At 66.5% G+C, this 25,907-nt stretch carries 22 protein-coding genes; 10 read left to right on the top strand and 12 right to left on the bottom strand.

The features are described from left to right. Window positions 1–49 precede the first annotated feature (49 nt). The 6 genes from M1M07_RS16840 to M1M07_RS16865 all read left to right on the top strand — a co-directional run bounded on the left by M1M07_RS16840 (window position 50) and on the right by M1M07_RS16865 (window position 8,197). Window positions 50–1,387 (top strand): lipase family protein, encoded by a 1,338-nt coding sequence (locus tag M1M07_RS16840; RefSeq protein ID WP_248674945.1) that lies wholly within the window; start codon window positions 50–52, stop codon window positions 1,385–1,387. Further along, window positions 1,384–2,634 (top strand): Tat pathway signal protein, encoded by a 1,251-nt coding sequence (locus M1M07_RS16845; RefSeq protein ID WP_197253031.1) that lies wholly within the window; start codon window positions 1,384–1,386, stop codon window positions 2,632–2,634. Before M1M07_RS16840 ends, M1M07_RS16845 begins: the two co-directional genes overlap by 4 nt. A 49-nt stretch (window positions 2,635–2,683) precedes the next feature. Then, complete coding sequence (locus tag M1M07_RS16850) at window positions 2,684–3,013, top strand: helix-turn-helix domain-containing protein (RefSeq protein ID WP_197253030.1); 330 nt, start codon at window positions 2,684–2,686, stop codon at window positions 3,011–3,013. An 18-nt stretch (window positions 3,014–3,031) separates the two neighbouring features. Beyond that, window positions 3,032–3,595 (top strand): PIN domain-containing protein, encoded by a 564-nt coding sequence (locus M1M07_RS16855; RefSeq protein ID WP_248674946.1) that lies wholly within the window; start codon window positions 3,032–3,034, stop codon window positions 3,593–3,595. 64 nt (window positions 3,596–3,659) lie between these two features. Next, window positions 3,660–7,310, top strand: a complete 3,651-nt coding sequence (mfd, locus tag M1M07_RS16860) for a transcription-repair coupling factor (RefSeq protein WP_248674947.1) — start codon at window positions 3,660–3,662, stop codon at window positions 7,308–7,310. Continuing rightward, window positions 7,307–8,197 carry a MazG family protein gene (locus M1M07_RS16865; protein WP_248674948.1) on the top strand — a complete coding sequence of 297 codons (891 nt, stop codon included), beginning with the start codon at window positions 7,307–7,309 and terminating at the stop codon, window positions 8,195–8,197. The genes mfd and M1M07_RS16865 overlap by 4 nt, the downstream gene beginning before the upstream one ends. A 21-nt stretch (window positions 8,198–8,218) precedes the next feature. Here the strand turns inward: M1M07_RS16865 and M1M07_RS16870 are convergent, their stop codons facing one another. The 3 genes from M1M07_RS16870 to M1M07_RS16880 form a co-directional block, all read right to left on the bottom strand. Beyond that, window positions 8,219–9,118 (bottom strand): glycosyltransferase family 2 protein, encoded by a 900-nt coding sequence (locus tag M1M07_RS16870; protein WP_197253026.1) that lies wholly within the window; start codon window positions 9,116–9,118, stop codon window positions 8,219–8,221. Window positions 9,119–9,122: 4 nt separating this feature from the next. Continuing rightward, the gene (locus M1M07_RS16875) at window positions 9,123–10,109 is read right to left on the bottom strand and encodes a hypothetical protein (RefSeq protein ID WP_248674949.1); all 987 of its coding nucleotides are present in this window, start codon (window positions 10,107–10,109) and stop codon (window positions 9,123–9,125) included. Window positions 10,110–10,190: 81 nt separating this feature from the next. Continuing rightward, entirely contained in the window at window positions 10,191–10,940 is a 750-nt protein-coding gene (locus M1M07_RS16880) for a methyltransferase type 11 (RefSeq protein ID WP_308200808.1), read from the bottom strand. Window positions 10,941–10,985: 45 nt separating this feature from the next. On the opposite strand from M1M07_RS16880, the gene M1M07_RS16885 reads away from it, so the two are divergent. Both M1M07_RS16885 and gmd read left to right on the top strand, forming a co-directional pair. Continuing rightward, window positions 10,986–12,239, top strand: a complete 1,254-nt coding sequence (locus M1M07_RS16885; protein WP_197253023.1) for a glycosyltransferase family 4 protein — start codon at window positions 10,986–10,988, stop codon at window positions 12,237–12,239. Further along, window positions 12,239–13,276 (top strand): GDP-mannose 4,6-dehydratase, encoded by a 1,038-nt coding sequence (gene gmd / locus M1M07_RS16890; protein ID WP_197253022.1) that lies wholly within the window; start codon window positions 12,239–12,241, stop codon window positions 13,274–13,276. The genes M1M07_RS16885 and gmd overlap by 1 nt, the downstream gene beginning before the upstream one ends. Window positions 13,277–13,287: 11 nt before the next feature. On the opposite strand, the gene M1M07_RS16895 is transcribed toward gmd, so the two are convergent. Next, a complete protein-coding gene (locus M1M07_RS16895) occupies window positions 13,288–14,229 on the bottom strand; it encodes a GDP-L-fucose synthase (protein WP_197253052.1) in 942 nt (313 codons plus the stop codon). A gap of 291 nt (window positions 14,230–14,520) precedes the next feature. On the opposite strand from M1M07_RS16895, the gene M1M07_RS16900 reads away from it, so the two are divergent. Then, a complete protein-coding gene (locus M1M07_RS16900; protein WP_248674955.1) occupies window positions 14,521–16,212 on the top strand; it encodes a WecB/TagA/CpsF family glycosyltransferase in 1,692 nt (563 codons plus the stop codon). Next, window positions 16,205–17,056: a glycosyltransferase family 2 protein gene (locus M1M07_RS16905; protein WP_197253020.1), complete on the top strand. Its 852-nt coding sequence runs from the start codon at window positions 16,205–16,207 to the stop codon at window positions 17,054–17,056. Before M1M07_RS16900 ends, M1M07_RS16905 begins: the two co-directional genes overlap by 8 nt. Before the next feature lie 24 nt (window positions 17,057–17,080). On the opposite strand, the gene M1M07_RS16910 is transcribed toward M1M07_RS16905, so the two are convergent. The 8 genes from M1M07_RS16910 to M1M07_RS16945 all read right to left on the bottom strand — a co-directional run. After that, window positions 17,081–18,793, bottom strand: coding sequence for a DUF4082 domain-containing protein (locus M1M07_RS16910; protein WP_197253019.1), 1,713 nt, complete (start codon window positions 18,791–18,793; stop codon window positions 17,081–17,083). Window positions 18,794–18,851: 58 nt separating this feature from the next. Next, a complete protein-coding gene (locus M1M07_RS16915; protein ID WP_248674950.1) occupies window positions 18,852–19,901 on the bottom strand; it encodes an O-antigen ligase family protein in 1,050 nt (349 codons plus the stop codon). Window positions 19,902–20,245: 344 nt separating this feature from the next. Then, complete coding sequence (locus tag M1M07_RS16920) at window positions 20,246–21,001, bottom strand: hypothetical protein (protein ID WP_197253017.1); 756 nt, start codon at window positions 20,999–21,001, stop codon at window positions 20,246–20,248. A 141-nt stretch (window positions 21,002–21,142) separates the two neighbouring features. Beyond that, entirely contained in the window at window positions 21,143–22,366 is a 1,224-nt protein-coding gene (locus M1M07_RS16925) for a hypothetical protein (RefSeq protein WP_197253016.1), read from the bottom strand. Beyond that, window positions 22,363–23,664, bottom strand: a complete 1,302-nt coding sequence (locus tag M1M07_RS16930; RefSeq protein WP_197253015.1) for a Wzz/FepE/Etk N-terminal domain-containing protein — start codon at window positions 23,662–23,664, stop codon at window positions 22,363–22,365. Before M1M07_RS16930 ends, M1M07_RS16925 begins: the two co-directional genes overlap by 4 nt. Beyond that, window positions 23,661–24,350, bottom strand: a complete 690-nt coding sequence (locus M1M07_RS16935) for an SGNH/GDSL hydrolase family protein (protein ID WP_248674951.1) — start codon at window positions 24,348–24,350, stop codon at window positions 23,661–23,663. The genes M1M07_RS16930 and M1M07_RS16935 overlap by 4 nt, the downstream gene beginning before the upstream one ends. 302 nt (window positions 24,351–24,652) lie before the next feature. Then, window positions 24,653–25,309 (bottom strand): SGNH/GDSL hydrolase family protein, encoded by a 657-nt coding sequence (locus M1M07_RS16940; RefSeq protein ID WP_197253013.1) that lies wholly within the window; start codon window positions 25,307–25,309, stop codon window positions 24,653–24,655. Next, window positions 25,306–25,907, bottom strand: a 602-nt coding sequence (locus tag M1M07_RS16945; RefSeq protein WP_248674952.1) for a glycosyltransferase, incomplete at its 5' end; no start/stop codon positions are given. The genes M1M07_RS16945 and M1M07_RS16940, both read right to left, overlap by 4 nt.

Below are 25,907 nucleotides of genomic sequence, written 5' to 3' on the forward strand. Positions count from 1 at the left end.
TGCGCCGGGGGCAGCGCGCAGTTCACCACACAGTGACAGGAACGTATCGATGCGAGTCTTGCGACAACTCGTGGCGACCGGCGCTGCTGCCGCGCTGGCCCTTACCCTCACCACGGCTGCCCTGACCACGGCGACCACCGCCGGCGCCGAGCCCGTCCAGGTCGACGACGTCTTCAACCCGTTCGTGGTGAGCACCTTCCGCGACGGGCAGATCGCGCATCCGTCGCAGTGGACGCCGCGCCCGGCCTCCACCGACCCGTGGTTCGACCCGCCCGCCCTCGGCGACGGGGACGTCCCCGGCACCCTGCTGCGGCACCGCCCGGTGACGGTGCAGGTGTACGGGGTACAGCCGGGCCACGTCACCGCTCATCAGCTGATGTACGTCACCACCGATTTCGACGGCTCGCGCACCGTCGCCACCGGCATCCTCATGCTCCCCGAGGACGGCACGCCGCCGCAGGACCGCAGACTCATCGGCTACTCCGAGGCCAACGACAGCCTCGGCCCGAACTGCATGCCGAGCACCCAGTGGACCGGTGGCAACCAGACCGATCCGTCGCTGTTCTCCGCGCTCGGACCCGTCGCGCAGATGTTCGGCCGCGGCTGGGCCGTGATGATGAGCGACACCGCCAACGACGGCGACACCGCCCCAAACGGCTTCTCCATCGGCCGGTTCAGCGGACCCGCGACCCTCGACGGGCTGCGCGCAGCCATCGCGCTGCACGACGCCGGGTTCGCGCCGGACGTCCCGGTCGGGATCTTCGGGATCGCCGGGGGTGGGGTGGCCGCCGGGTTCGCCGCGGAGATGGCCGGCACCTACGCGCCGGAACTCAATCTCGTCGGCACCGTGCTCCAGGCCATGGTCGTCGACAGCGCGACCTTCGAACGCACCGCGGACGGCGGTATCGGTTCGGGATTCGTGTTCGCCAACTCGCTCGGCTTCGCTGCGAAGTACCCGGAGATCGACCTCGACGCCGAACTCACCCCGCTCGGCCGGGCCGCTGCCGACCTGTTCCACAGCACCTGCCAGGGGCTGTATCTGATGTTCCCGTTCGTGCCGTTGTCCGCGCTGTACACGCACGGGCGGCCCGCCGACAACCCGGCGTTCGCGCGGGCCTACGCCGAGAACGCACTCGGCACCCGACCGAACGAGATCCCGACCGCCCCGGTGCTCATCACGTCGTGCCGCGACGACTTCCTCGTCCCCTACGAGGACGTCGAGAACCTCGGCAACTTCTGGCGCGCGCACGGCGCCGACGTCGGATTCGATCCGTCGGTGTGCGGGATCGGCGACGTGCTGACCGACCCGGTCCGGGTGGGCGTCGAGTTGCTCGGCATGCAGAACGTCGACTGGTTCGATCGGCGCTTCGAGGAGGCCGGCCGATGAAACGTCTGCTCGCCACCGCCCTGACCGCCGTGACCCTCGCCGTCGGGGCCTCCGGAACAGCCACTGCCGCACCCGATCTCGACGCTGTCCTCGATCTCGACACCGTCCTCGACGTTCCCCGCAACAACCTCGACTCCGAGCACGGCGGGGGAGTCGCGACCGATCTGTCGGCCGACCCCGAGGTGCTGCGGCCGCTGCTCGACCGGGCCCGCGCCACCGGGGCCGACCCGGAACGCTACGCGGCCCTGCTGCACCAGTACTGGCTCGCCGTGGCGGCCCGCAACGCCGGGATCGACCTGAATCGGTGGGACCCGCAGCTCGGGTTGACGGCCAACGAGCAGAATCTGAAGAACACCTTCGCCTACTACCAGAAGCTGCAGCGCGAGCATCCCGACTTCCTGTGGACCGGACAGGGGGGCCTGGCCGGACCGTCCTTCGGTGCCGGCGTCATGGACGTCGACCTGGTCGGGGTGGTCATCGGCGTCCGGGAGCTGCGCGACGCCCTCGCCCAGGTCACCCGCACGCTCGACGACGCCGCCGCCCCCGCGGCGGCGGAGCTGCCCGAGGACCTGCGGGCGGTACTCGCCGTCGGGCACACCATCACCCCCGAGGACATCGCGGACTTCCAGGTCCGGGTCATCGCGATGAGCAAGCACATCTTCACCGACCTGCTGCCGCAGCACGAGGCATACCTGGCCGGTGGTCTCTACGCGATCGACGAGTTCCGCCGGGCGGGCATCATCGACGACCGCGCCGTCCGGGCCTGGCGCGATCTCGCGACCGGGGACCCGGAGCTGGTAGTGCGCGGCAACGCCGAACTGCTGCACCGCGAGCAGTACCAGTCGATCGCCGACCAGTGGGACGCCACCCGCGAGGCCCGCGGTCCCGTCGGCCGGGCGCTGACCTACCTGTCGACGTTCGGCGCCGACCCCGCGATCCCGGGCGTGCTACCGCCCCGGGAGGCGTTCCCGCTGACGCTGACCGCGGGCGATCCCGCCGTCGGCCCGCAGTGGCGCCTGCAGACACCGCTGCCCGCGTTCAACTGGTCGGACCGCGACGCCCGCTGGGAGTACATCACCACCCACATGCTGCCGAAGTACCGGTCGCTCGCCCAGGATCGGCCGGCCGAACTCGCGGTCGCCCTGAGCAAGCCGATGGATCAGCAGTTCCTGGAACAGCGGGCCCTGAATCGGCTGGTGCCCATCCTGCGGTCGGCGGCCCGCACGACGCAGGTGCAGTACTACTGAACGTGCCCGCTCGTTGCAATCGGCGGCGCGGCCTGACAGCATCGCCGCCGTGACCTTCGGACCGTTCGACGCCGAGCATGCCCCCGCCGCACTCGCCCGCGTCCTCGACGACCTCGGTGCGGACGCAGCGGTCACGATCACGGCCGTGCCGCCGCTGCTGACCGTCACCCAGGCGGCGGACGTGCTCGGTGCCTCCCGCGCCGAGGTGGCGCGCCTCGTCGACAGCGGGGCGCTGCCCGCCGAGTTCCACGGCCTGCACCGGCGGGTGGACCGCGCCGACGTCGTCGCACTGGCGCAGCGTCGCGCGACGATCCGCACCCAGGTCCTCGACAACCTCGCCGACCTGGCCCGCCGCGACGGCCTGTACGACGAATTCTGATCGGAAAGCAGGGGGAAGATGCCCGTACGGGTGGTGCTCGGTGCATCGGTGCTCGCCGATGCGCGAATGCGGGACGTGGCGCTCGCGTTCGCGGAAGACGGTCTGTACCAACCGTATTGGAGCGACGGTGTCATCGCCGAAGTGGACCGCCGGCTGCCGACGGAACTGCCGCGACCGGCCCGCGACTATCTGTTCGCCGAACTGGACCGGGCGTTCCCGGACGCCCGCGTCACGTGGCCGACGACGGTGCTGCGGGAGGTGCCGTACGTCGTCGACCCGCGCGACACCCACCTGACGGCGGTCGCGCTGATCGCTCACGCCGACGCCGTCGTCACCACCGACCCGGCGATCGCCGCCGCGCTCGAACGCTCCGGAATCGAACCCTGGACCCCCGACGCGTTCGTCACGTTCGTCGTCGACGCCGACCCCGGCCGCGCGCGGGCCACGCTGCTGCGGATGGTGCGCAGACGCTGGCTCCCCGGCGCCGACGAGACCGACGACGCACTGCTCTCGCGCCTGGTGACCTGGGCGCGCCGTGCGCTGGGGGACAGCAGCGCCGACCTGCTCGCGTCCGCGGACTGAGGCACCCTGCCCGCGACGCATAGAATCGAAAAGTTCTCGTCGTACACCCAGGAGCGACTGTCACGTGTCTGCTGTGCCCGCCACCCCTCTGTCCGGACTGGCGCGGATCGCGCTGGCCGACGACCAATTGCAGCGGGTCGCCGCGCTCGCCGGCACCGCCGAGCAGGCCCTGGTCGCCCCGCCCGCGGCCCGGCCCTTCGTCGCCGCCGCGCTCGCGGACAAAGCGCCGCTGCTGGTGGTCACCGCCACCGGTCGCGAAGCCGACGACCTGACCGCCGAACTCACCGAAATCCTCGGCGCCGCCGTCGCGCAGTTCCCGTCGTGGGAGACGCTGCCGCACGAACGGCTGTCGCCGAGCGCGGACACCGTCGGCCGGCGGCTGCAGGTGCTGCGCCGCCTCGCCCGGCCCGACGACCGCGACTACGGCCCCGAACTGCGCGTCATCGTCGCGACCGTGCGGTCGCTGGTGCAGCCGATGGCGCCGGGTCTCGGCGAGATCGATCCGATCACCCTGCGGGTCGGTTCCGAACACGACTTCGACGAACTCGTCGAACGCCTCGTCGAACTGGCCTACACGCGCGTCGACATGGTCGGCAAGCGCGGCGAGTTCGCGGTGCGCGGCGGCATCCTGGACGTGTTCCCGCCGACCGCCGACCATCCGGTGCGCGTCGAGTTCTGGGGCGACGAGGTCACCGAGCTCCGTCCGTTCTCCGTCGCCGACCAGCGCTCGATCCCCGACGTCGAGGTCGCCACGCTCATCGCGCCGCCCTGCCGCGAGTTGCTGCTCACCGAGGAGGTCAAGGAACGCGCGGCGCAGCTCGCGAAGGACAACCCGGCCGACGCGGCGCTCGTCGAGATGCTCGACAAGATGGCCGGCGGTGTTCCGGTCGAGGGCATGGAGGCGCTGCTGCCCGTGCTGCAGTCCGGTGAGCTGCAGCTGCTCACCGAGGTGCTGCCCGCCGGCACCCACGTCCTGCTGTGCGACCCGGAGAAGGTCCGCACCCGCGCCACCGACCTCGTGCGCACCGGCCAGGAGTTCCTCGAGGCATCGTGGACGGCCGCGTCGATCGGCGGTGCCGCGCCGCTGGACACCGCGAACCTGACCGGCGCCGACGGCCGGAAGATGGATCTCGCGGCCTCGGCGTACCGGACGCTGCGGCAGGTCCGGGAGGCCGCCGAAGCGCAGGGCGTGCCGTGGTGGACGCTGAGCCCGCTCGCCTCCGGCGCCGACACCGAGGTGGTTCTCGAGGTGCAGCCCGCGCCGGAGGTGCGCGGTTCCGAGGAACTGCTGTCGATGCTGTTCGTGAACCTGCGCGCGCACGTCACCACCGGTGGCCGCGCGGTGATCGTGGTCGCCGGTACCGGTACCGGCCTGCGTGTGCTCGAACGGTTGAAGGACAACGAGGTTCCCGCCGCGAAGCTCGAGCCGGGCGCCGAACCGGTCCGCGGCCAGGTCGGCGTGATCAAGGGCGCGCTCCACGAGGGCCTCGTGCTGGCCGGTAACGGCGACAACCAGGTGCCGGGGCTCGTCGTCGTCACCGAGGCGGACCTGACCGGCAACCGGGTCACCACCGCCGAAGGCCGCAAGACGCCCGTCAAGCGGCGCAACCAGGTCGATCCGCTGGCGTTGACCGCCGGCGACTACGTGGTGCACGACCAGCACGGCATCGGCCGGTTCGTCGAGATGGTCGAACGGACCGTGGGCGGTGCGCGCCGCGAGTACCTCGTCATCGAGTACGCGGCGAGCAAGCGTGGCCAGCCCGGCGACCGGTTGTTCGTGCCGATGGAGTCGCTCGATCAGCTCTCCCGGTACGTCGGCGGTGAACTGCCCGCGATCAGCAAGCTCGGCGGCTCCGACTGGGCCAACACGAAACGCAAGGCGCGCAAGGCCGTTCGCGAGATCGCGGGGGAGTTGGTGCGCCTGTACGCGGCGCGGCAGGCGTCGCCCGGTCACGCCTTCGGCCCGGACACCCCGTGGCAGAAGGAGATGGAGGACGCGTTCCCCTTCACCGAAACCCAGGACCAGCTCACCGTCATCTCCGAGGTGAAGGCCGACATGGAGAAGCCGGTGCCGATGGACCGCGTCGTCATCGGCGACGTCGGCTACGGCAAGACCGAGATCGCGGTGCGCGCCGCGTTCAAGGCCGTGCAGGACGGCAAGCAGGTCGCGGTCCTGGTGCCCACGACCCTGCTCGCACAGCAGCACCTGCAGACCTTCACCGAGCGGATGGCCGCGTTCCCCGTCACCGTCAAGGGCCTGAGCCGATTCACCGATCCGGCCGAGTCCCGCGAGATCGTCGCGGGCATGGCCGACGGCGAGGTCGACATCGTGGTCGGCACCCACCGGCTGCTGCAGACCGGAATCCGTTGGAAGGACCTCGGTCTGGTGATCGTCGACGAGGAACAGCGCTTCGGTGTCGAACACAAGGAACACATCAAGGCGCTGCGCACGCACGTCGACGTACTGACCATGTCGGCGACCCCGATCCCGCGCACCCTGGAGATGAGCATGGCCGGCATCCGCGAGATGTCGACGATCCTCACCCCGCCCGAGGAGCGGCACCCGATCCTCACCTACGTGGGCGCGTACTCGGACAAGCAGGTCGCCGCCGCGATCCGTCGCGAGCTGCTGCGCGACGGCCAGGTGTTCTACGTCCACAACCGGGTCAGCTCGATCGACAAGGCCGCCAAGAAGATTCGTGACCTCGTCCCCGAGGCCCGGGTGGTCGTCGCGCACGGCCAGATGAACGAGGACACCCTCGAGAAGACCGTGCAGGGCTTCTGGGAACGCGAATTCGACGTGCTGGTGTGCACCACGATCGTCGAGACCGGCCTGGACATCTCCAACGCCAATACGCTCATCGTCGAACGGGCCGACTCGCTCGGTCTGTCGCAGCTGCATCAGCTGCGCGGTCGCGTCGGCCGGTCCCGCGAACGCGGCTACGCGTACTTCCTGTACCCGCCGGAGAAGCCGCTCACCGAAACCGCGTACGACCGGCTCGCAACCATCTCGCAGAACTCCGACCTCGGCGCCGGCATGGCCGTCGCCATGAAGGACCTCGAAATCCGCGGCGCCGGAAACGTTCTCGGAGCCGAACAGTCCGGTCACGTCGCCGGTGTCGGATTCGACCTGTACGTGCGCCTGGTCGGCGAGGCCGTCGAGGCGTACCGCGCCGCAGCCGACGGCACCCCCATCACCACCGAGGAGGCGCCCAAGGAGGTGCGGGTCGACCTGCCCGTCGACGCGCACATCCCCGCCGACTACGTCACCTCCGACCGGCTGCGCCTCGAGGCCTACCGCAAGCTCGCCGCCGCACAGGACGACGCGGCGATCGCCGCGGTCGTCGAAGAACTCGTCGACCGGTACGGCCCGCTGCCCGAAGAGGTCGGCCGGCTCGTGTCCGTCGCGAAGCTGCGGCTGCTGTGCCGCGAATACGGGCTCGAGGAGGTCGCGGTCGTCGGCACCCAGCTCAAGATCTCCCCGATGGAACTGCCCGACTCGAAGCAGATGCGACTCAAGCGGATCTTCCCGGCCGCCCAGTACCGCGCCACCAGCGGCATCGTGCAACTGCCGCTGCCGCGCACCGGCGGGGTCGGCTCCGACCGGGTCCGCGACGTCGAACTGCTCCAGTACATCGCGGACTTCCTGCTGGCCATGGACGGCAAGGCGCAGGGGTCGGTGGACGTGCGGGTCGCGGCGGGGGTGAGCGCGTGAGCGTCGTCCTCCTCGACCCGCGCCGGCCAGGGGTCGTGCCCGCGGCCGCGGTGCGCCTGCTGCGCGGGCCGGTCGAGTACGGCGACGAGGTCCCCGACGAGGTGCGCGCTGCGCTCGGTCTCGACCACGAACCGGGAACCGACGTGTTCGTCGCCCTCGACGCCGGCAGCGACGCCGTGGCGGCACGGACCGCGCGCGGGGAGGACGTGATTGCGGCGGACCCGGTGCCCGGCGACCGGTTGCTCGAGGCGGTCGACGTCATGGACCGGCTGTGGGGGTTCGGCGGCTGGGAGGTAACCCAGACCCACGATTCGCTGCGGCGCTACCTGCTCGAGGAAACCTACGAGCTTCTCGACGCCATCGACGAGGACGACCGGGCCGGGCTGCGCGAGGAACTCGGCGACCTGCTGCTGCAGGTGCTGTTCCACTCCCGGATCGCCCAGGAATCACCGACCGACCCGTTCGACGTCGACGACGTCGCCGGCACCCTTGTCACCAAACTGGCGCAGCGGAGCCCGCACCTGACCAACGGTCACACCGGCCCGCTCGACGTCGCCGAGCAGGAGGCGGCGTGGCAGGCGGCCAAGGCCGCGGAGAAGGCGCGCGAGTCGTGTCTCGACGGCATCGCGATGGCGCAGCCGGCGTTGGCGTTGGCGGAGAAGGTGGTGTCCAGGAGCGCGGAGGCGGGGTTGCCGGAGGATCTGGTACCCGACTCGCTCGGGACGATCCGGATCGGCGGACAGTCCAGCGCCGAGCATCGGCTGCGGAAGGCCGTGATCGAATTCGCCGGCCGTATCCGCGAAGCCGAGAACGCCGCCGAAGCGAATCGTGGTGAACGCCGGTCGCTGTCGCCCGACGACTGGCACAGGTTCTGGCCACGAGGCTGAGAATCCCGGCGGCCGGTCGTCTCACCGACTCCGGCGACCTGTCGCTTCGCCGAGCATCCGGGCGAGTCGGCGGCCGACCCGGACGACCAGATCCTGTTGCCGCTGTACGTACAATCCTGCCACCGCAAGCCGGGCCGCACGCCGCTGCTCCGAGTCGAGGTGGTGCTCGGCCAGGGCACGCAACATCTCCCGGCACTCGAGGGTGGTGGCGCAGTGCGCCTGCCAGGACGGCACATCGAGCTTGCGTGCCAGTGCCGTGGGCGTCGCGTGTGTCAGGTTCCTCCGCCCGAGTACTTCGGGAACGTGTGCCCACGGTCCCGTCAGTGCCAGTTTCGCGGCGAACACCTCGTCCTCACGCAGCATGTTCCTGCGTTCTATCCGGAGCGCCGGTTCACGACGGATAAGGCTGTACACGGGATCGACGAGGGGAACGTTCTCGTTCAGCATGCCCAAGAATGCGGCAAACCGGGTGACGGGATCACACGAACCGAGGGCAGTGTCGTTGTATCGGGCACTTCGGATGAGGCCCTCGGGAGTGAGGTAGTCCATCCGGTGGGTCACCAGCACGAGCCGGTCGTCCGCGGCGAACGCAGCCAGACTCCGTGAGATGCAATGCGGTGCGAGCCAGTCGTCGTCTCCGACCCACCGAAAGAACGTCCCGGTGGCCAGCCCCAGCACACTGATGTAGTTGTTGAGCACGCCGACATTCACGGGATGCCGGTGGTAGACGATCCGGCGGTGACGCTCGCGGAGATCGCGGCATACTTGTTCGGTGTTGTCCGTGGAGGCGTTGTCGCAGATCACCAGTTCGAGATTCTCGTGATCCTGCGCCAAGACGGACCGCACCACGTCCTCGATACGATCTGCACCGTTGCGCACAGGTAACCCGACCGAGACCAGCGTGCCGGACGCCGATGTCATGGGGTCACACCCGTTCGAGCCAGATCTCCCGCCAGAACGGTACGAACTCGCGCGGGCAACTGACGTTGTGCGAACCGTTGCAGGTGATTCCTTCGAGGATGATGCAGGGATTCTTCATCGTCAGCAGCTCCCCGGTTCTCTCGTCGATGCATCGGGTCACGCGTGCCTGCACCCGGGCGGTGCGGCCGCAGTGGCGTGCCATTTCCTCCTCGAAGCCCATGCCCCGGTTCAACCGATCTTCGTTGAGGGTCTCCATGATCTCGCTCTTGGTCTTGATCCGGACCGTTTCGCCGGGTTGCAGGTTCAGGTGGGCGGTCGGTGTCCTGCCCACCGCCCGGCCCTGCACGAAGCCCCACGGCAGTCCGTTGCGAAACCACAGTTTGCGCGGGAGGAGTCGCCGACTGATGTCCTGTATCCGGTTGAACAGGCCTACGAGGAAAGCTTCGGCGGACTCGACGGGTCGGACGTTTCCGGTTTTCACGTCCGTCACATACTGCCCGAGATCGCGGAACGGAAGGCATGTCGGCGCGGCGCGAAGCAGTTCGGTGGCTTGGCACGAATAACGTGACGTGCCGTCCGGGCCGGGCTCCTTGCGGGTGTTGGCATCGAGCAGTGGAATGTCGACGCATGACGATCGGGGCGGGTTCGGCATTCCCGGCTCCACGCGTTTGAGCCATGCCTCCTTCCAATACAGCGAACACGAAGTCTGGCAACCTCCGTGAGCAGATCCGTCGCAACGTGAGTCGGTCAGGTGGACGGCGTGCTCCATGCGGTGGATGCCGGTTCCGGAGATCGTGTCGCAGAGCTTGTACGCAACCTTGTGCACGGTCAGCCGACGACCACAGAACCGGAGCATTTCCGGCATGAACGGAAGGTTCTCGAGCTCTCCGTTCTCATCCAGGGTTGCGAGAATCTCTTCGGCGCTTCGCACCTCGACGAGGTCACCGACGCGCAAACTCGGAACAGGTGTCCTGGCCACGGACTTCGTCATAGGGATGCCTCCTTCCCCGGTGGCCGCAGGTGCTGTGGAATTGTGGTCGGCCCGGGTCCCGGGCTCCTCGTCGGTATGCCGCTACGAGTCCGTCGCAATGATCGATTTCGTGAGACCGAATATGCGTTCGTGCAAGATCATTGCGTTCGGGAAGTAGTCCCGCATCTCCGTGATGCCGATCAGTTCGGTCCACAGAACCTCGTGGCGCGCCTCTTCGGTGCTTTCAGGACGTGTGTGTACCAGCGGCCAGTGTTCGGCGATGGCGACTCGGGCAGCGGCCGGCATGAACTGCATTCCGGGAAAAAGCCAGTGCGGTTCGACCGGAAAATACCGGTACGGCGTCTGGACCCAATAGCGTGGTGCGAGCTCTCGGACCTGACGAGCCAACTCCGTTCTCCGCGCGTGTCCGCCCACGTGCTCGATGAGCGAATTGGAGAACACGACGTCGAAATGGGTGTCGGTCTTCGCGTCTGCGAGAACTCGTGCGGCATCGCATGCGTCACCGAGGACCGGGGTGATCCACCCGTCGTCGGACTCACCGGGCTCGAAGAGATTGAGTACGGTGACGCGGCCCGGCCTGATCGGGGCGCGGCGCCAGGTCTCCACCGTGCCACCGAGGTCGAGAACGTGTGCCTTCTCGATCTCAGGGAACGCCTCGGTGAACATCTGCCAACGCCGCATCCTCGCCTTCGCACCGAGAGATGTCGGAGAATCCACGACCATGCGTCGTATCCGGGTGCCGTTCACGCGATCCCTCCGGCGGTGTGGCTCTCGAGGTTCGTGAAGGACCACACTATCACCGTCGGGTGAGTAGGAGACCGATCTCGACACCGTTCGAGGGGGACGTCCCCGGCCGGGGGTATTACTCTCGAATTCATGACCCGACAAAGGGTTCGTATCGCAATCGTGGGTATCAACTATGCCCCCGAGTCGATCGGGATCGCGCCGTACACGACTCTTCTCGCATCCGGACTGGCTGCCCGTGGACACGACGTTCGGGTGTTGACCGGCTTCCCGCACTATCCGGAGTGGATCCGCCGCGAGGGGCGCTTCCGTCTTCGATCCGAGGAATTCGCGAATCACGTTCGTATCGGCCGTTTCGGTCACTACGTTCCGCGGCGAGCGACGGCGTTCGGGCGTGCCGTGATGGAAACCACCTTCGGGTTGCAGGTTCTGCTGGCACGATGGAACGACCCCGAGGTCGTTCTGTTCGTGAGTCCGCCATTGCTTGCCGCAGGGATGTCGGCGTTGCGAGCGCGATTGTCGCGGTCGCGGCCGGCGGTCGGCGTCATCGTTCACGACATCTACAGCCGCGGGGTCGCGGAGACCGCGGCGATCGAAGGGAGGTCGGCTCTGGCGGTTCAAGCGCTGGAGGCGGCAGTCGTCCGGCTGGCGGACGAGGTCGTGGTGATCCACGAGGGGTTCACGGAGATCCTGGAGCACCTCGGTATCGAGCGCGGCCGGATCCGCACCATCCGGAACTGGAACCACGTCGCGCCACCGGATCCTGCGGCGAGCGCGGTGTTCCGCGTGGAATCGGGATGGGACCCCGACGAGGTGGTGGTCCTGCACTCGGGGAACATGGGGGCCAAGCAGGGCTTGGAGAACGTGCTGGCGGCTGCGCGACTGGCGAGTCTCCAACGACTCCGCGTCCGGTTCGTTCTGCTCGGCGACGGAAATCAGCGCGCCCGTCTGGAGTCGGAGGGTGCGGGTATCGATACCCTGCAGTTCCTGGATCCGGTCGGTGACGAGGTCTTCCCTTCGGTCCTGGGAGCTGCGGATGTGCTTCTGGTGAACGAACGTCCCGGTGTGGCGCAGATGGCGGTTCCCAGCAAGCTGACCTCCTATCTCAATTCCGGGAAGCCCGTCCTTGCCGCGACGGACGAGGACAGCTTCGCCGCGACGGAGGTTGCCGCGTCGGGCGCGGGTGTCCGGGTTCCGGCCGACCGGCCGGACCTACTGCTTCGTGAAGCGGTGCGGCTGGGTACGGACAGCGTGCTCGCAGCTCGGCTTGCGGAGTCGGGACGGCGCTACTGCGCCGGCACGCTGTCCGAGCACGAGGCCCTGGATCGCTACGAGGAATGGATCCTGGATCTCGTGCGTGCCCCCCACGGGTTGGGAGCACGTTGATGCCGAAGCGGGCATTCGTGACCGGCATAACCGGGCAGGACGGGTCCTATCTCGCCGAGTTCCTGTTGGACAAGGGCTACGAGGTGCACGGAGTCATTCGCCGCGCGTCGACGTTCAACACGCACCGCATCGACCACCTGTATGTGGACCCTCACCAGCCCGGCGCAAGGCTCTTCCTGCACTACGGAGACCTCGTGGACGGGGCGCGGCTCGCAACATTGCTTTCGACGATCCGTCCTGACGAGGTGTATCACCTGGCGGCGCAATCTCATGTCCGGGTCAGCTTCGACGAGCCGGAATACACCGCCGAGACAACAGCATTCGGAACTCTCAGATTGCTGGAGACCATTCGTCGGATCGGCCTCGACTGCCGCTTCTATCAGGCCTCGAGTTCCGAGATGTTCGGGCCGTCGCCGCTGCCGCAGAGCGAAACCACTCCGTTCCATCCGCGTTCACCGTACGGCTCGGCGAAGGTCTTCGCTTTCTGGACGGCGTGCAACTACCGGGAGGCGTACGGACAGTTCGCCGTCAACGGCATCCTGTTCAACCACGAATCGCCCAGGCGAGGAGAAACCTTCGTCACGAGGAAGATCACGCGCGCGGTCGCGCGTATCCGGGCTGGGCTCGACCGTTATCTGTATCTGGGCAACATCGACGTGATCCGTGACTGGGGATACGCGCCCGAATACATCGAGGGAATGTGGCGGATGTTGCAGGCCGACACCCCCGACGACTACGTCCTCGCGACGGGAACGGGATATTCCGTGCGCGAGTTCCTCGCTCTCGCCTTCGATCACGTCGGACTCGATTGGGAGAAGTACGTGCGATTCGATGACCGGTATCTTCGTCCTGCCGAGATCGATGCGTTGGTCGGCGACGCGGCGAAGGCCAGATCCTGCCTCGGCTGGGATCCTCGGGTGCGGACCCCGGAACTTGTGAAACTGATGGTCGATGCCGATATCTCGGCGCTCGAGGCCGGGGAGCGGCACTGGATCGACAGGCCTGCGCTTCCGGGTTGGAGCACTGCACCGAGTTGACCACGGTCGGGTCAGCGGCGATACGTGTCCTGGTGTGCGAGAAACCACTCGTAGGTCGTTCTGATTCCTTCTGCGAGAGGAATCTTCGCGGACCACCCGAGGTCTGTGAGGCGCTTGGTGTCGAGCAGTTTGCGGGGGGTCCCATCGGGTTTGGATGCATCCCACCGAATCTCCCCGTGATAACCGACGGTGTCGGCGATGATGCGTGCGATCTCCGCGATCGTGACATCGGAACCCGAGCCCACATTGATCGGGCGCTCTCCGTCGTAGTGATCCAGCAGGAAGTGGAACGCGTCAGCGGCGTCGTCGACATGCATGAGATCGCGCCGAGGCAGTCCTGTGCCCCAACAGGTCACGTGTGGAACATCCGCGAGCATCGCTTCGTGGAAGCGCCGGATCATCGCGGGTACGACGTGGCCGTCGTGCGGAGAGAAGTTGTCGCCCGGACCGTAGAGGTTCGTCGGCATGGCGCTGATATAGGGCAGCCCGTGTTGCCTACGGATCGCGGTGACCTGCGCGACCCCGCCAAGCTTGGCCACCGCATAGCCTTCGTTCGTCTCCTCCAGTGGGCCGGTGAACAGGGCCTCTTCACGGATCGGCTGCGCTGTCAACTTCGGATAGATGCAACTCGAACCCAGGAAGAGGAATCGCTCCACCCCGTTCGAGACCGCGCTGTCCAACAGGTTGAGCTGTAGCCGCAGATTGTCGGAGAGGAAGTCCGCAGGTCGAGCGGCATTCGCCGCGATTCCGCCGACCCGCGCCGCCGCGTCGACCACGACCTCCGGGCGGACATCGCGGAAGAAGGCTGCGGTCGCGTGGGCGTCGCGAAGATCCAATTCCGATGAATCGAGTCCGATGAGGTTCTCGAATCCACACGCAGCGAAGTGGCGCCACAGGGCTGAGCCGACGAGACCCTGATGCCCGGCGATATAGATCCGGGTGCTCGGCGACATCGATGGGAAGCTGGTCACGGTACGACCGTATTCGACGCAGCGCGGCGCATTCGGCGATTCACCATGCACAGCGCGCTTTCGTTCCCGAGCGAAGGCCGATCAGGCGTGCGCACAGCACTCCTTCGATACAATTCCGAGAACGGAGAAGCCCTGAGATGCACGGATTGGGCAGAAGCAATGCCGCTCACAAAATCCGAGAATCGACGCGATCCGCCTCGGCCGCATCCTGCGCCGTGGCCCCGTATGGTCGTGGACGCAGTCCCGATCGACCTGATCGATCGCGAACTGGCGATGTCACTGATCATCGATGCACTCACCGCACCGGCTCCGCTGGTCGTCGCCTCGGCGAATCTCGACCATCTTCATCATTTCGGGGGCGACGAGTCCTGGGCCGCGAGGCCACCCGCCGTATCCGTGGGGGCGGCACCGGAGGGGTTGCGTTGGCTCACGCTCCTCGACGGGGTGCCTCTCGTCCGGAAGGCCGAGGCGCTCAGTGGCCGGGACTGGCCGAAACTGTCGGGTAGCGACTTGATCGGCCCGATTCTCGAGTATGCGGCGAGGCAGGGTACGCGCGTCGGTTTTCTGGGTGGAACCGCCGGAACACACGAGCGTCTCCGTGCGGCGCTCAGCACACGTCTTCCGACCTTGAACATCGTCGGTACCTGGTCACCGGCGAGATCCGAACTGCAGGATCCTGCCAGTTCGGCGGCGATCGCCGGACAGATCCGTTCCGCCGGCGTGGAGATCCTGGTGACCGGACTCGGAAAGCCCCTGCAGGAGAATTGGATTGCGCAATTCGGTAAGGAAACGGGCGCTCGGGTGCTTCTCGCCTTCGGCGCAGTTGTGGACTTCCTTGCCGGCAGGGTGCGCAGGGCGCCGAGGTGGATTGCCGACAGCGGGCTCGAGTGGGCATGGCGGCTGATGCTGGAACCTCGCCGGTTGAGTCATCGCTATCTCGTCGAAGATCCACCGGAGTTGCTGAGGCTGATGCGCAAAGCCCGGACTGTGCAGCGTGGATCGATGATGTTGATCCACGACGCGAGCGCAGCGCGCGGGACGTTCGTCGCGCCCGGGCGAAGGGCCGTCGTCACCGTTGTGGTGGTGACGCACAACAGTGCTGACGATATCTCCAGGTTGATCGACGACCTGAGCCTCGCGGCTCACGAGCTGTCCATCCGGGTGGTCGTCGTCGACAATCGCTCCTCGGACGGCACACCCGCGTTGGTGCGCCTGCACCCCGATGTCACACTCGTCGAAACCGGGGGCAACCTCGGTTATGCCGGTGGAATCAATGCGGCTCTCCCGTTCGTCGATCCTTGTGACGCCGTGTTGATCCTGAACCCCGATCTGACACTGGCGGTCGACACCGTGACACGTCTGATGGCCTCGCTCCGCTGCGACGATCGTATCGGTGCGGTGGTGCCACTCATCTTGGACGAGAACGGTGAGCTCTATCCCTCGATTCGTCGCGAGCCGTCGCTCATGGGTGCGGTCGGTGACGCATTGTTCGGCGGCAGGTTGCGCAAGAGGCCGCGGTTTCTGTCCGAGATCGTCTACAACCCAGAAGATTACCTCGACGCACACGATGTCGACTGGGCGACGGGAGCAGCGGTGCTGATCCGGGCGTGGGTCGCGCGAGAGGTCGGCCCCTGGAACGAAGAGTTCTTCCTCTACTCGGAGGAAACGGACTACTTTCGCCGCATCCGAAAGGGAGGACACCTGGTTCGGTTCGAACCGTCCGCGATCGTGCAACACCGGCAGGGGGGATCGGGCACATCGCCCGTCCTCACGCGACTCATGACCGTGAACCGCGTTCGCTACGTGGAGCGTCATCACGGCGGCACGTACTCGATGCTGTTCCGATCTGTAGTTGCACTCTCCGAAGCGCTGCGCGCCTACGATCCGGAGCACCGGCGCACACTGTCCACCGTTCTGAGGCGCAGGAAATGGCGAGAACTACCTCACGCAACCACAGATGACTGAATCACTTTCCGGCCACACTCGACGCGGCGCTGTGATCGTTCCTGCATACAACGAGGCAGGGGTGATCCAACGGACGCTCGTGCCGCTCGGCCCGCCCGCAGCGGAGGGATACTTCGAACTCGTCGTGGTGTGCAACGGCTGTACCGACGACACCGCCGCGATCGCCCGAAGAATCCCGGGCGCGCGGGTGGTCGAGTTGGCGGAAGGATCGAAACCAGCAGCTTTGAATATCGGCGACCAGGTTGCTTCGCTCTGGCCTCGACTCTATCTGGATGCCGACATCCGGATTTCGGCTGCTGCCGTGCTGGACGTCCTCGATCGTCTCGCCCGCGGTGACGTTCTTGCCGCACGTCCGCCGTTCCGCTACGACTTCGGCGGCGCCGATCCGCTGGTCTGCAGTTACTATCGTGCCCGACAACGGATTCGACGGAAACCTGTGTTGTGGGGGGCCGGCGTGTACGCCCTCACCGAAGCAGGACACTCGAGATTCGGGTCGTTCCCGAACCTGATCGGAGACGACCTCTTCGTGGACGAGCAGTTCGATCCGGACGAGAAGGCCGTCGTCGATACGGAACCTGCGGTGGTGAAGACTCCGAACGACATCACGAGTTTGCTCGCGATTCTGCGGCGCAGCCGGCGCGGCACAGCCGAGGCCCGTCCGGGTGTCGGCAGCGCGGGTGGCACGGGTACGGCCACCGCGCTCGCGGTGTTGCGGTCGGTCCACGGTCCGAAATCTGCCGCAGATACATTGGCGTACATTGCTTTTGCGCTCGCCGCTCGATGGGGTGCGCGCCGAAGGACCGTCGGCTGGGAACGCGACGAAAGTAGTCGGTCTCTCGGCTGATGCCTCGTCACTGCTGGTGCCTCGTCATTCGAAGGCGCAGCCGGCTCCGTCGAGGCGGTAGAGATGAACTGCGTTTCCGTCGACGAAGAAATCGCGAAAGGTCTTGTCGACGACGGGGATCGTGCGGCCTTCGTCCAGGACCTCCACCTGGGTCGCATCGCCGCACGAGAGTGTAATCGTGGCGTCGCCGCCCGAGTTTCGGGTGGATCCGGCGAGGATGTACAGATTGCCGTCGTGATATTTCGTAGCCGCGTCGACGGGCCCGTCGGTCTTGGCGAATCCGTCGACGAACGGCGCATTGAGCACTGGGGCGAGACTCGTGATCTGATTGTTGACCGCCGATACCTCGCCGCGGATGGCATCTCCGCACCGGTCCCGGAAAAGGTTGTACGACAGGCAAGGACCTCCGAAGTTGTGGGCGAAGTAGATGATGCCCCGTGCGCCGTTGATGATGCTGCTCCAGACCGCGGCTCTGATCTGTGGGCCGGTGATCCCGGCCTCCGCGCTCTCCGAGAAGGGCTGCCCCACTTCGACGAAGTTCCACACCGGCATGGCCGCGCGTGGCTGGACCAACGAACGAACGTGTCGCGTCGTCACGCCGTAGTTCGCAGCCAGTTGGCATTCCGAAGGGGGGAGATCGGTCTGTCCGTTCGTTCTGAGGACACCACCCTCGTTCGCCTGACAGATGCTCTCGTCGGTGAACCAGTAGTTGTCCGCGGAAACGACATCCTGGAAATCGTTGACGAACCGCTGGGCCGCATCCCGGGTATCCCAGAATGTAACGCCCTTACCGTAATTCGTGAACGCAAGGATGTCCGGAGGTATCCTGTCTCTGAAGGCCGACATCACCGTGTAGCCGCACTCGGCGTCCTCGGGCATGCAGATCGGCCCTTCCCCCGGCAATCGGCCTGTCCACGGTGCCTCGCCGGCTCCTGCCCACATGTCCGCCTCGTCCGTGGTGAACTGACCGGCCATCAGGGGGTCGGCCCGACTGGGCAGCGCGAACATTCCGGCGTCGCGTATTGCGCGAACGTTGCTGTCCTCGGTCAATTCCACATAGGTGTTCAGACCGAGTGCGCGATCGCTGCCGGCCTCCTCGGGAGAGGTCACCTTGGCGAACCAGATTGCGAGCGGAAAGAAGTCCGAGGACGCCGGTAGTGAATTGTCGAACATGTCGTAGTAGTTGTCGCCGCCGTCGACCGGACGTAACGACGGACCCGATGGTTCGAAGACGACATCGACGAAATAGGCGGTGCCGCCGTCCGACTGATCGGGGATACCGCTGCCGTATGTGAACAGCCCTCGGAGTGCGGTCAGCCAGCCGGTTCCTACGGTTGCACCCCCATCGAATGCGTCGGGATCGGCCGAATGGTTTCCCTGCGAGGCGCGATAGGAGATCACGTAGTTCCTGTCCGCCTGTATCGGAATCGGAGTGTCGAAAGGAATCTCTCGCCAACCGTCCGGCCCGGCGGGTATGGGTGTGGTTCCCAGGACGGTGCCGTCGGTCGACCACAGGGTCGCCGTGACCGGGGCAGTGTTCGCGGACCCTTGGAAAAACCTTGCTGCCGTGACGGTTCCGTTGCTGGATGCGGAGAACTCGGTGCCGAGCTCGATCGATCGACTGTTCGGATCTGCGATTACCGGCGGTACGGATCCGTCGGGCCACATGCTTTCCGCCGCCGTATCGACGACTCGAGGCTCCTCGGACGGGATGCGCGTGCAGGAGGCGCAGATCATCGCGACGAGAATCGGAGCCACGAGCAATCGTGCGATCGATCGTCGGTCGAACACTGTTCTAGCCTTCCGGCGGCCCGGCGGTATCGTGCCCGACGAAGTGGCGGCCGGGCGTGGCAGGTTCCGGTACCGCAATGTTGTAGGTCGACCAGAGCAGGCCGAACACGATGAAGAACGTCAAAGTCGCCTGTTGGTAGTAGAACAGGTCGAAGGTGGTGCTGGAGACGAGGATTCCGACCATCACCGACCCCATCATGTAGGCCTGATCGCGTTCCCGAGTCGAGTCGGCGCGGCGTAGGCCCGCCGAGATGGCGAAGATCGCACCACCGGTCAGCAGGATCATCGCAGTGAGGCCTACGGCGCCGCCCTGGACGAGCATCCGCAGCCATTCGTTGTCCAGGAGCGGGTATGCACTCGGGGGCGCGCCCCCGAGACCGAGGCCGAAGATGGGATGTTCACGAAAGGTCTGCGACACTGCGGCATAGTCGGCCGTACGTGTCAGAATACTGTCGTCTTGTACCGATCCGGTGATCGTTCTCCACAAGGCATCGAACGTCTCCGGGAAGTACGCGATGTAGCCGAATATTGCGATAGTTCCGGCGACGACGGCAACGAGGAGTTGGCGCACCCGGAACGCGAACATGTAGACGAGCAGGCACGCGAGCAGAGTAAGCACCCCGGTGCGGGAGATGGCGGCAGGCATGGAAACCAGTGCCACACAGCAGGCGACCGCCGAAGCCCAGCGCAGCGTACGGTTCGTGGCAAAGCGCGCAAAATGAATCGTCATCGGCACGGTCACGGCAGCGAGAACGGAGAACTCGATCGCGTGCTCGGACGTTCCGAGCACGCGGACGGTGCCCATCCGCTCCGTGAGAGAGAGGTACTCGGACTCGAGGTTCGCCACGAAGCCCGGTGGCATCAGCAGAAAGCGAAGATCGAGCGAGAGCATGCTCTGGAGCAAACCGACAGAGCACGCGAAAGTGAGCCCGGCGGTGAGACAACCGAGGATGATGGTGCGCTGGCGAACAGTGTGGACTCGCACGAGGACGAACAGGGCAACCCCGACGTTTGCGATGAGGCCGATGATGGCCCGAGTCTTGTTCGCCTCCACGAGGGCGTCGCCGGTGCGGAGCAGTCCGACCCCGTAGACCAGTGTCAGCAGCAGGAAGAAGAGGAGTACGACGATCACGCCGGGATTGACGGTGCGGTGATCCGTATTGCGCCGCAGCGTGAGGAAGCCGAGAACAGCGAGTCCGAAGAGCATCACGGCGATCACGCGGGCGGGTGAGCCGTTGCTCTTGAGCGGCCCCGGCGGAACTGCATAGGCAGGCAGAGCAGGGATGAGGAGGCACAGGAAGCAGAGCAACCAAGGAGTGCGTTCCCGCTGCCCGGATGTGCCGGCCACGTCCGCGTAGCCGCCGGTATGCCGACCGAGTGCAGCGAACGAGGTGGTTTTCATCGGGCATCGACCGCGTCGTCGTCCGGAGCTGCACGCCCGCGCTCCGCGTCGGGGTCGTATGGGGTCGCACCGTCACCCGGTGTCTCGGAGATCGGCGGTCTCGGTGTTGTCGACGCGGCCGATCTCCGCCGGGTGATCAGGACGTCGACAAGCACGGTAACCAGGATCGAGAGGCCGGTACCGGCACCGAGGATCGCGACGGTCGACCGCGTGCGGGTGGGCATCGCAGCGGCCGGCGTTCCCGGTGGTGTGACGACGAACGGCGTCACCATTTGATCCTCGGGTACACGCGCCTGCTGCTGCAGGGTCCGCAGCGTCACTTCGGCCTGCGCCGCCACCAATTCGAGGGTCTTCGTCACTTCGGCGGGGTCCGACGAGGTCTGCTCGACGAAGACCATGGGTAGTTGGGGATTCGGGGGTGGGGTTGGAAAAGCTTTCGCGGTGTAGTCGGGTGAGCCTCCGGCTGCCACAACGCGGTCCACCACAGCCGGCTCTCTCAACCCCAATGCTGTCAAATTGGCCACCAGTGAGGCTCCGCCGACATCGAGCAGGCCGTTCCGCCGGACCTCACCGCCGGCCGTGGGCGCGTCCTGCCTGACACTCGGGGGAGCCAGACCGATAATCGTGTTCGCGTAGTAGACGGGCTGCACGGAACTGTAGACGCTGTAGCTGTACCACGCCGTGATTGCCAGTAGCGGAAGCAGGACATACCACCGCCGGAAGCACGACCGCGCGACATCGAACAGGTCCACGTCAATGCTCCCTCGTCATCGGTTCAGCCACCACGTGATACGCACGCAACGTCGAACCGCACTCGACGACTCGGCCACCCTCAGGGCTCCGACCAGCATCAACCCTACCGAACAGAGCCCTGTGTGCATGTCGATTCCGTCCTAGTCGACTCCGCTTCGGTCGACTAGGACGACACCCACCGGAGAAATCCCACAGTCGCGGAGACTTTCGGTCGCTCGGGCCAGGTCCCGTCTGCGGGTCTCGGCCGGTACGACGATCAGCAGCACTCCATCGGCGTACCCACCGACTATCGATGCCGTGCAGGTTGACAGGACAGGGCTCACCGCGACGACGACGGTTGTTCCGTCGATACGCAGATCTTCGATCATCGATTCGGGATCGGCACCCCGGAAGCCGCTTTCACCGGAGGGAGGAGAATCGGACAATCCGCGTGCAGAGGGTCCTCTCGACTGTTCTTGTAGGGGGGACCGATCTCGAATCGCGCTCTCGTCGTAGTCGAGAACGACCGCACGGTCACCGGCCGAGATCATGACCTGACCGAGATTCGACGCGACCACTGCCGTATCGGCCTCGCCGTTCGGGGACGCCAGGACCCAGACCGCCGACCGGTCGTCCGGCCCGGCACGTCGCCGGGTGAAGGAGCGCAGACGCAACCGCAGTCGGCGATACTCGTCGAGTTCGTCGTCCGTCGGCGTACCGGTACCTTGGACGCGTACGAGCACCGGAGCGCCGGATACTTCGGCGGCGCAGCGCGCGGTTCGTACGAGCGGGTCGGTTCGAGCCCGGATCCATGCCGCGACGCTACCGAGTAACAGACCGAAGAGCACTACTGCGGTGGCGAGACCTGCGCGTTCGGTCCACGACTGTCGTGGCTCCGATGCTGTCGAAACGATCGTGGTTTCGACTTTCTGATCGTCTTCACCGGTGGGTGTCTCCAGAACATCGACGTATCGGACGAACTCACGTGTGACCGTGTCGGCCAGAAGGCGCGCTCGTTCGGGGTCTTCGTCGGTGACCGCGACGTCGATGAGGGAGGTCTTCGGTGGGACGATCGTTGCGCTGACCTTGCCGGCCACCTGCTGAGCGCTCATCGGCACAGCGAGCGCGTCGACGACGAGATTGCTTACGACTTCGCTGGTCAGCAGAGCGACATAGGAATTCACTCTTCCGGAGACGACCTCGTCGTTCTGGTAGGCAGTTGCCGTCGTGGAACCTTCGATCGACACCATCAGCCTGGCGGTCGATACGTATCGGCTCGGGGTCAGCAACAGCCACACGGCACCGATGGCGATCACGACTATCGTGACGACGACGAACGTCCTCCGGTAGGGCCTCGTTTCGGCGAGGAATGCATTCGATCTCAATCTGTGGCCTCGATCCGCTTGTCGGCCTCGGATTTACGGATCGAATTCGACCGAGCCCGCGCGTCGAACAGCACGACCGTATTCGCCGGCAGTAGTGGTGAGACCTGCCGGAGCTGTTCCTCCGTGGTGGCATTCTCTCTTACCGCGAGCACTGCCACATCGGATTCGGCCTCGATCGTCGCGGCGGTCGTCACCGAAGGACAGGCCAGCACCACGAACGCGTACAGCTCACGAAGCTCGTGGAGCGTACTGCGAAGCGCGGCGGACGCCGCAGGACTCCCGAGATCGCCCGGTGTGGTGCCCACGCCCACGAAGTCGCCGGCCGGTGTTCGGACAACGGCGTTCGACGCTGCCGCGTCCCCACGCGCGAGGTCGGAAATTCCCGGCACATCGAGCCCGGACAGCAGCGAGGTCGAGTCGGCGTCTCGGAAGTCGAGATCGACCAGGACCACCGAATCACCGTGCGCGGTGAATACCGACGCCAGGGCGACGGCCGAATCCGACGTGGTCGGGCCTGGGCCGGCGCCGACCACCGTGATCACCCCGCGTCCGGGCTGCGGTAGGGCGGCGAGCAAACGATGCAGGATCGCCCGCACCTCCGGCGTGAGTTCGTCGGCGGGACCACCGCGGATCGAGCCGATCAACGGCCGCCCGGAGATTCGTGCGGCATCGAGCGGGTCTCGGATCGAACGGTCGAAAAGCGAACGTAGCACCGCTGCGGTCGCGCCGAGAACCAGACCGGCCACAGCCGCCGCGAGCAGGGTGACCGGGACCGTCGCCCCGAGGAACACAACGCGGGCGGCGGGCGTCGGCGTGTCGACCACCACCAATTCGGCTCGGGGAACCAGTGATCCGGGAACCGACTCCAACGTGCGAACGGTTGCCGCCAGTTCGGAAAGTAGTACCGTCGCGATCCGATCGGCCTCGGTGGGGGAGCGGGCTCCGAATTCGAAATCGATGAGCGCGGTCCCGGACGGATTGTGTGCCGTCACCCGCTCCGACAGCTCCGTAGGGGTGACCTCGAGTCCGAGATCGGCGACCACGCGGGCCGCGAGGTCATTGCTGCGGGCCAACGCGGCATAGGTGCGGGCGCGTCCCTGGGCATAGGAGTCGCCTCCGTCGAGAACCCGGCTCACGTCTCCGGGTGTGCGAACGAAAACGGTTGCGTCGTAACGGTACAGAGGAGGTCGGATGAACAGGAACAGGGTGGTCGCGGCCAGTGCGAGCAGCGCACCCCACACGAGCCAGCGCCATCGCTCGCGTAGTACCCGGACGTATTCGGCGATCGGTCCTGTCATGGCCGGACCTGCTGTTCGAGAGGTTCGAGCGATTCGGTCAGTGCCGCGCCTATCGCCTGGGATCCCAGCGCGTTCGGGTGCCTACGGTCTTCGGCGAGCAATCTCGACGTGTCCCGATCGATCATCGATGCGATGGGATCGACGAACAGCACGTCCTGGGCGGCAGGTTCGGTGGCGAGCCGAGCGATGAATGCGTCGTCGAATCCGAGATCGTCCGCGGGATCGGTGAGGAAGCGGGGCCTGACGAAGACCACCGCGGCCTCGGGCCATGTCCGCCGGACGTCCTCGATGGTCGCCACCATTTCCCGGTAGACGTCCTCCGAAGGCGGAAAGAGATCGTTTCGACCACCGTCGAGCACGACGACATCGGGATCGTGGACGGTGGCCAGCCGGGGGATACGTTCGGTGAACGAGGTCGATCGGCCCGAGTACTCGTCGACGACGAATCTGTTGGCCGGACCGCCGCTGATGTACCCGGTTCCCGGTACGGCGGAGAGATTGCACAACCAGCCCATCTCGACCGCGGTGGTACACGCGTAGGACATCTCGGCGAGCCCGTTCCCTGCAGTGTACGAATCGCCGATGAACAGTGCGGAGGGACGGTTGTACTCTGCGACCTGTTGCCGGGTGACGTCCGTGGACGCGGCTGTGGCATCGGTCGTGACCGTCGGTCCCGCGACGATCACGACGCCGACGGCGATCGCAGCTGCCGAGACGAGCGCGGCCAGGTCCCAACGATTGAGCCGGCCCGTGGTCCGGCCATTTCCGGAAACCGGTCGTCGTCCGGAAACCGCCCGTGGTCCGGAAACCGCCCGTGGTCCGGAAACCGCCCGTGGTCCGGAAACCGCCCGTGGTCCGGAAACCGGTCGTCGTCCGGAATCCGGTCGCCGCACGCGTCGGGCATCGGCTCGGCGGCGGACCAGGACGATGCCGAGCAGGATCACTACAGCGAGCACAGTTGCGGCCACCGCCGTCCGCCGGCTGCGGGTCATCGGGAGACCTCCGTACGCACCCACGCGGCGATACTGTCGGCGAGCTCGGACTGCCCGGCGTCCGTGGGACCACTGAGATCGGGCCACATCCGATCCTCGGTCAGCAATGGGGGATCGAGCGCATCGAAGTAGGGGACCCCTGCCTGCTCGGCGGTGGCCCGCAGGGCCTCGGACACCCGGATCACCGATTCCGGAGGCGGCGACTCGAACCACGATGGCCCGACGACGAGCGTTCGCTTGCCTGCGAGAATGCTCTTGTTGATCGCGTCGATCGCCCCCACGGATATCGCATCCGTCTCCGGGAGGCCGGTATCCGCGAGTCCGCCGACGATCAGGACGACGTCCGGGTCGTCACGTAGCGCTCGGTCGACCTGGTAGGTGAAGGCGTGCCCACCCTGCCCGTCGGCGACGTAGCCGGAGTCGGGAAGAGCGAAGTTGGCGACCGACCATCCCGTTCGTTCGGCCATGAGCGTCGGCCACACCACCCGGTTGCGGAACCCGGCCGACCAGTCGTCCCCGACCACCGCGACCCTGAGCGGGGAACGGTCCGCGTCGCTGCGCGTCGCGAGCCCCGACGCGGCGAGGAGACCACCTATCAGGACGACGGCGACGACTGTCGCCAGAATGCGGGGGAGGGTGACGACGTGTTTCATCGCGTGCCCACCAGGTTGTCGTACGTGTCGAGCAGTCTGTCGGCGACTGCGGGCATGCCCTGGTGAACCTGCACGGTACGGCGTCCGTTCTCGCCCATCGCGCGTGCCAGGGAGTCGTTCGTGAGCAGGGTTGCAACTGCTTCGACCAGGGCTGGAACCGCAGGGTCCGCGACGATACCGCTACCGGTTCGCTCGATCAGGGGTGCCAGTCCGCAGTCGCGTGTCACCACGACGGGAAGGCCGACGGACATCGCCTCCAGCACCGACATCGGGTACGGCTCGCGGACCGCGGGCAGTACGTACACGCTCGCCTCGGCCATTCTGCGGGGAACATCGGCAGGGTCGAGAGCTCCTTCCCACGAGATTCGGGCATCCGGCGCGGCCGCGAGTGCGGTGCGCAACGCCCGGCCGTCGCCTCCGTCGGGCCCGATGAGGGTGAACCGCGCGTCGACTCCCGAGGACAGCAGCGCTCTCGCAGTCTCCACGAACGCCGTCGGGCGCTTGCGTGCATGGATGCGCGCAACGAAGAGGACCTCGGGAGGTTTCGTGTTCGATCGGGGAGGGGTGTTCGATGGGCGCGGCGGATAGATGGGGACGC

Origin of the sequence: Rhodococcus sp. HM1, from assembly GCF_023218075.1 — a bacterium.
GTDB lineage: Bacteria > Actinomycetota > Actinomycetes > Mycobacteriales > Mycobacteriaceae > Rhodococcus.

Excerpts from the sequence above, each read along its gene's own strand:
- M1M07_RS16875 (WP_248674949.1), bottom strand. The coding sequence starts at position 10,109 with ATGACGAAGTCCGTGGCCAGGACACCTGTTCCGAGTTTGCGCGTCGGT.
- M1M07_RS16895 (WP_197253052.1), bottom strand. The coding sequence starts at position 14,229 with ATGTCGCCGAGCACCCGGATCTATATCGCCGGGCATCAGGGTCTCGTC.
- M1M07_RS16840 (WP_248674945.1), top strand. The coding sequence starts at position 50 with ATGCGAGTCTTGCGACAACTCGTGGCGACCGGCGCTGCTGCCGCGCTG.
- M1M07_RS16885 (WP_197253023.1), top strand. The coding sequence starts at position 10,986 with ATGACCCGACAAAGGGTTCGTATCGCAATCGTGGGTATCAACTATGCC.
- M1M07_RS16855 (WP_248674946.1), top strand. The coding sequence starts at position 3,032 with ATGCCCGTACGGGTGGTGCTCGGTGCATCGGTGCTCGCCGATGCGCGA.
- M1M07_RS16910 (WP_197253019.1), bottom strand. The coding sequence starts at position 18,793 with ATGATCTGCGCCTCCTGCACGCGCATCCCGTCCGAGGAGCCTCGAGTC.
- M1M07_RS16845 (WP_197253031.1), top strand. The coding sequence starts at position 1,384 with ATGAAACGTCTGCTCGCCACCGCCCTGACCGCCGTGACCCTCGCCGTC.
- M1M07_RS16900 (WP_248674955.1), top strand. The coding sequence starts at position 14,521 with ATGTCACTGATCATCGATGCACTCACCGCACCGGCTCCGCTGGTCGTC.
- M1M07_RS16905 (WP_197253020.1), top strand. The coding sequence starts at position 16,205 with ATGACTGAATCACTTTCCGGCCACACTCGACGCGGCGCTGTGATCGTT.
- M1M07_RS16870 (WP_197253026.1), bottom strand. The coding sequence starts at position 9,118 with ATGACATCGGCGTCCGGCACGCTGGTCTCGGTCGGGTTACCTGTGCGC.
- gmd (WP_197253022.1), top strand. The coding sequence starts at position 12,239 with ATGCCGAAGCGGGCATTCGTGACCGGCATAACCGGGCAGGACGGGTCC.
- M1M07_RS16940 (WP_197253013.1), bottom strand. The coding sequence starts at position 25,309 with ATGAAACACGTCGTCACCCTCCCCCGCATTCTGGCGACAGTCGTCGCC.
- M1M07_RS16930 (WP_197253015.1), bottom strand. The coding sequence starts at position 23,664 with ATGACAGGACCGATCGCCGAATACGTCCGGGTACTACGCGAGCGATGG.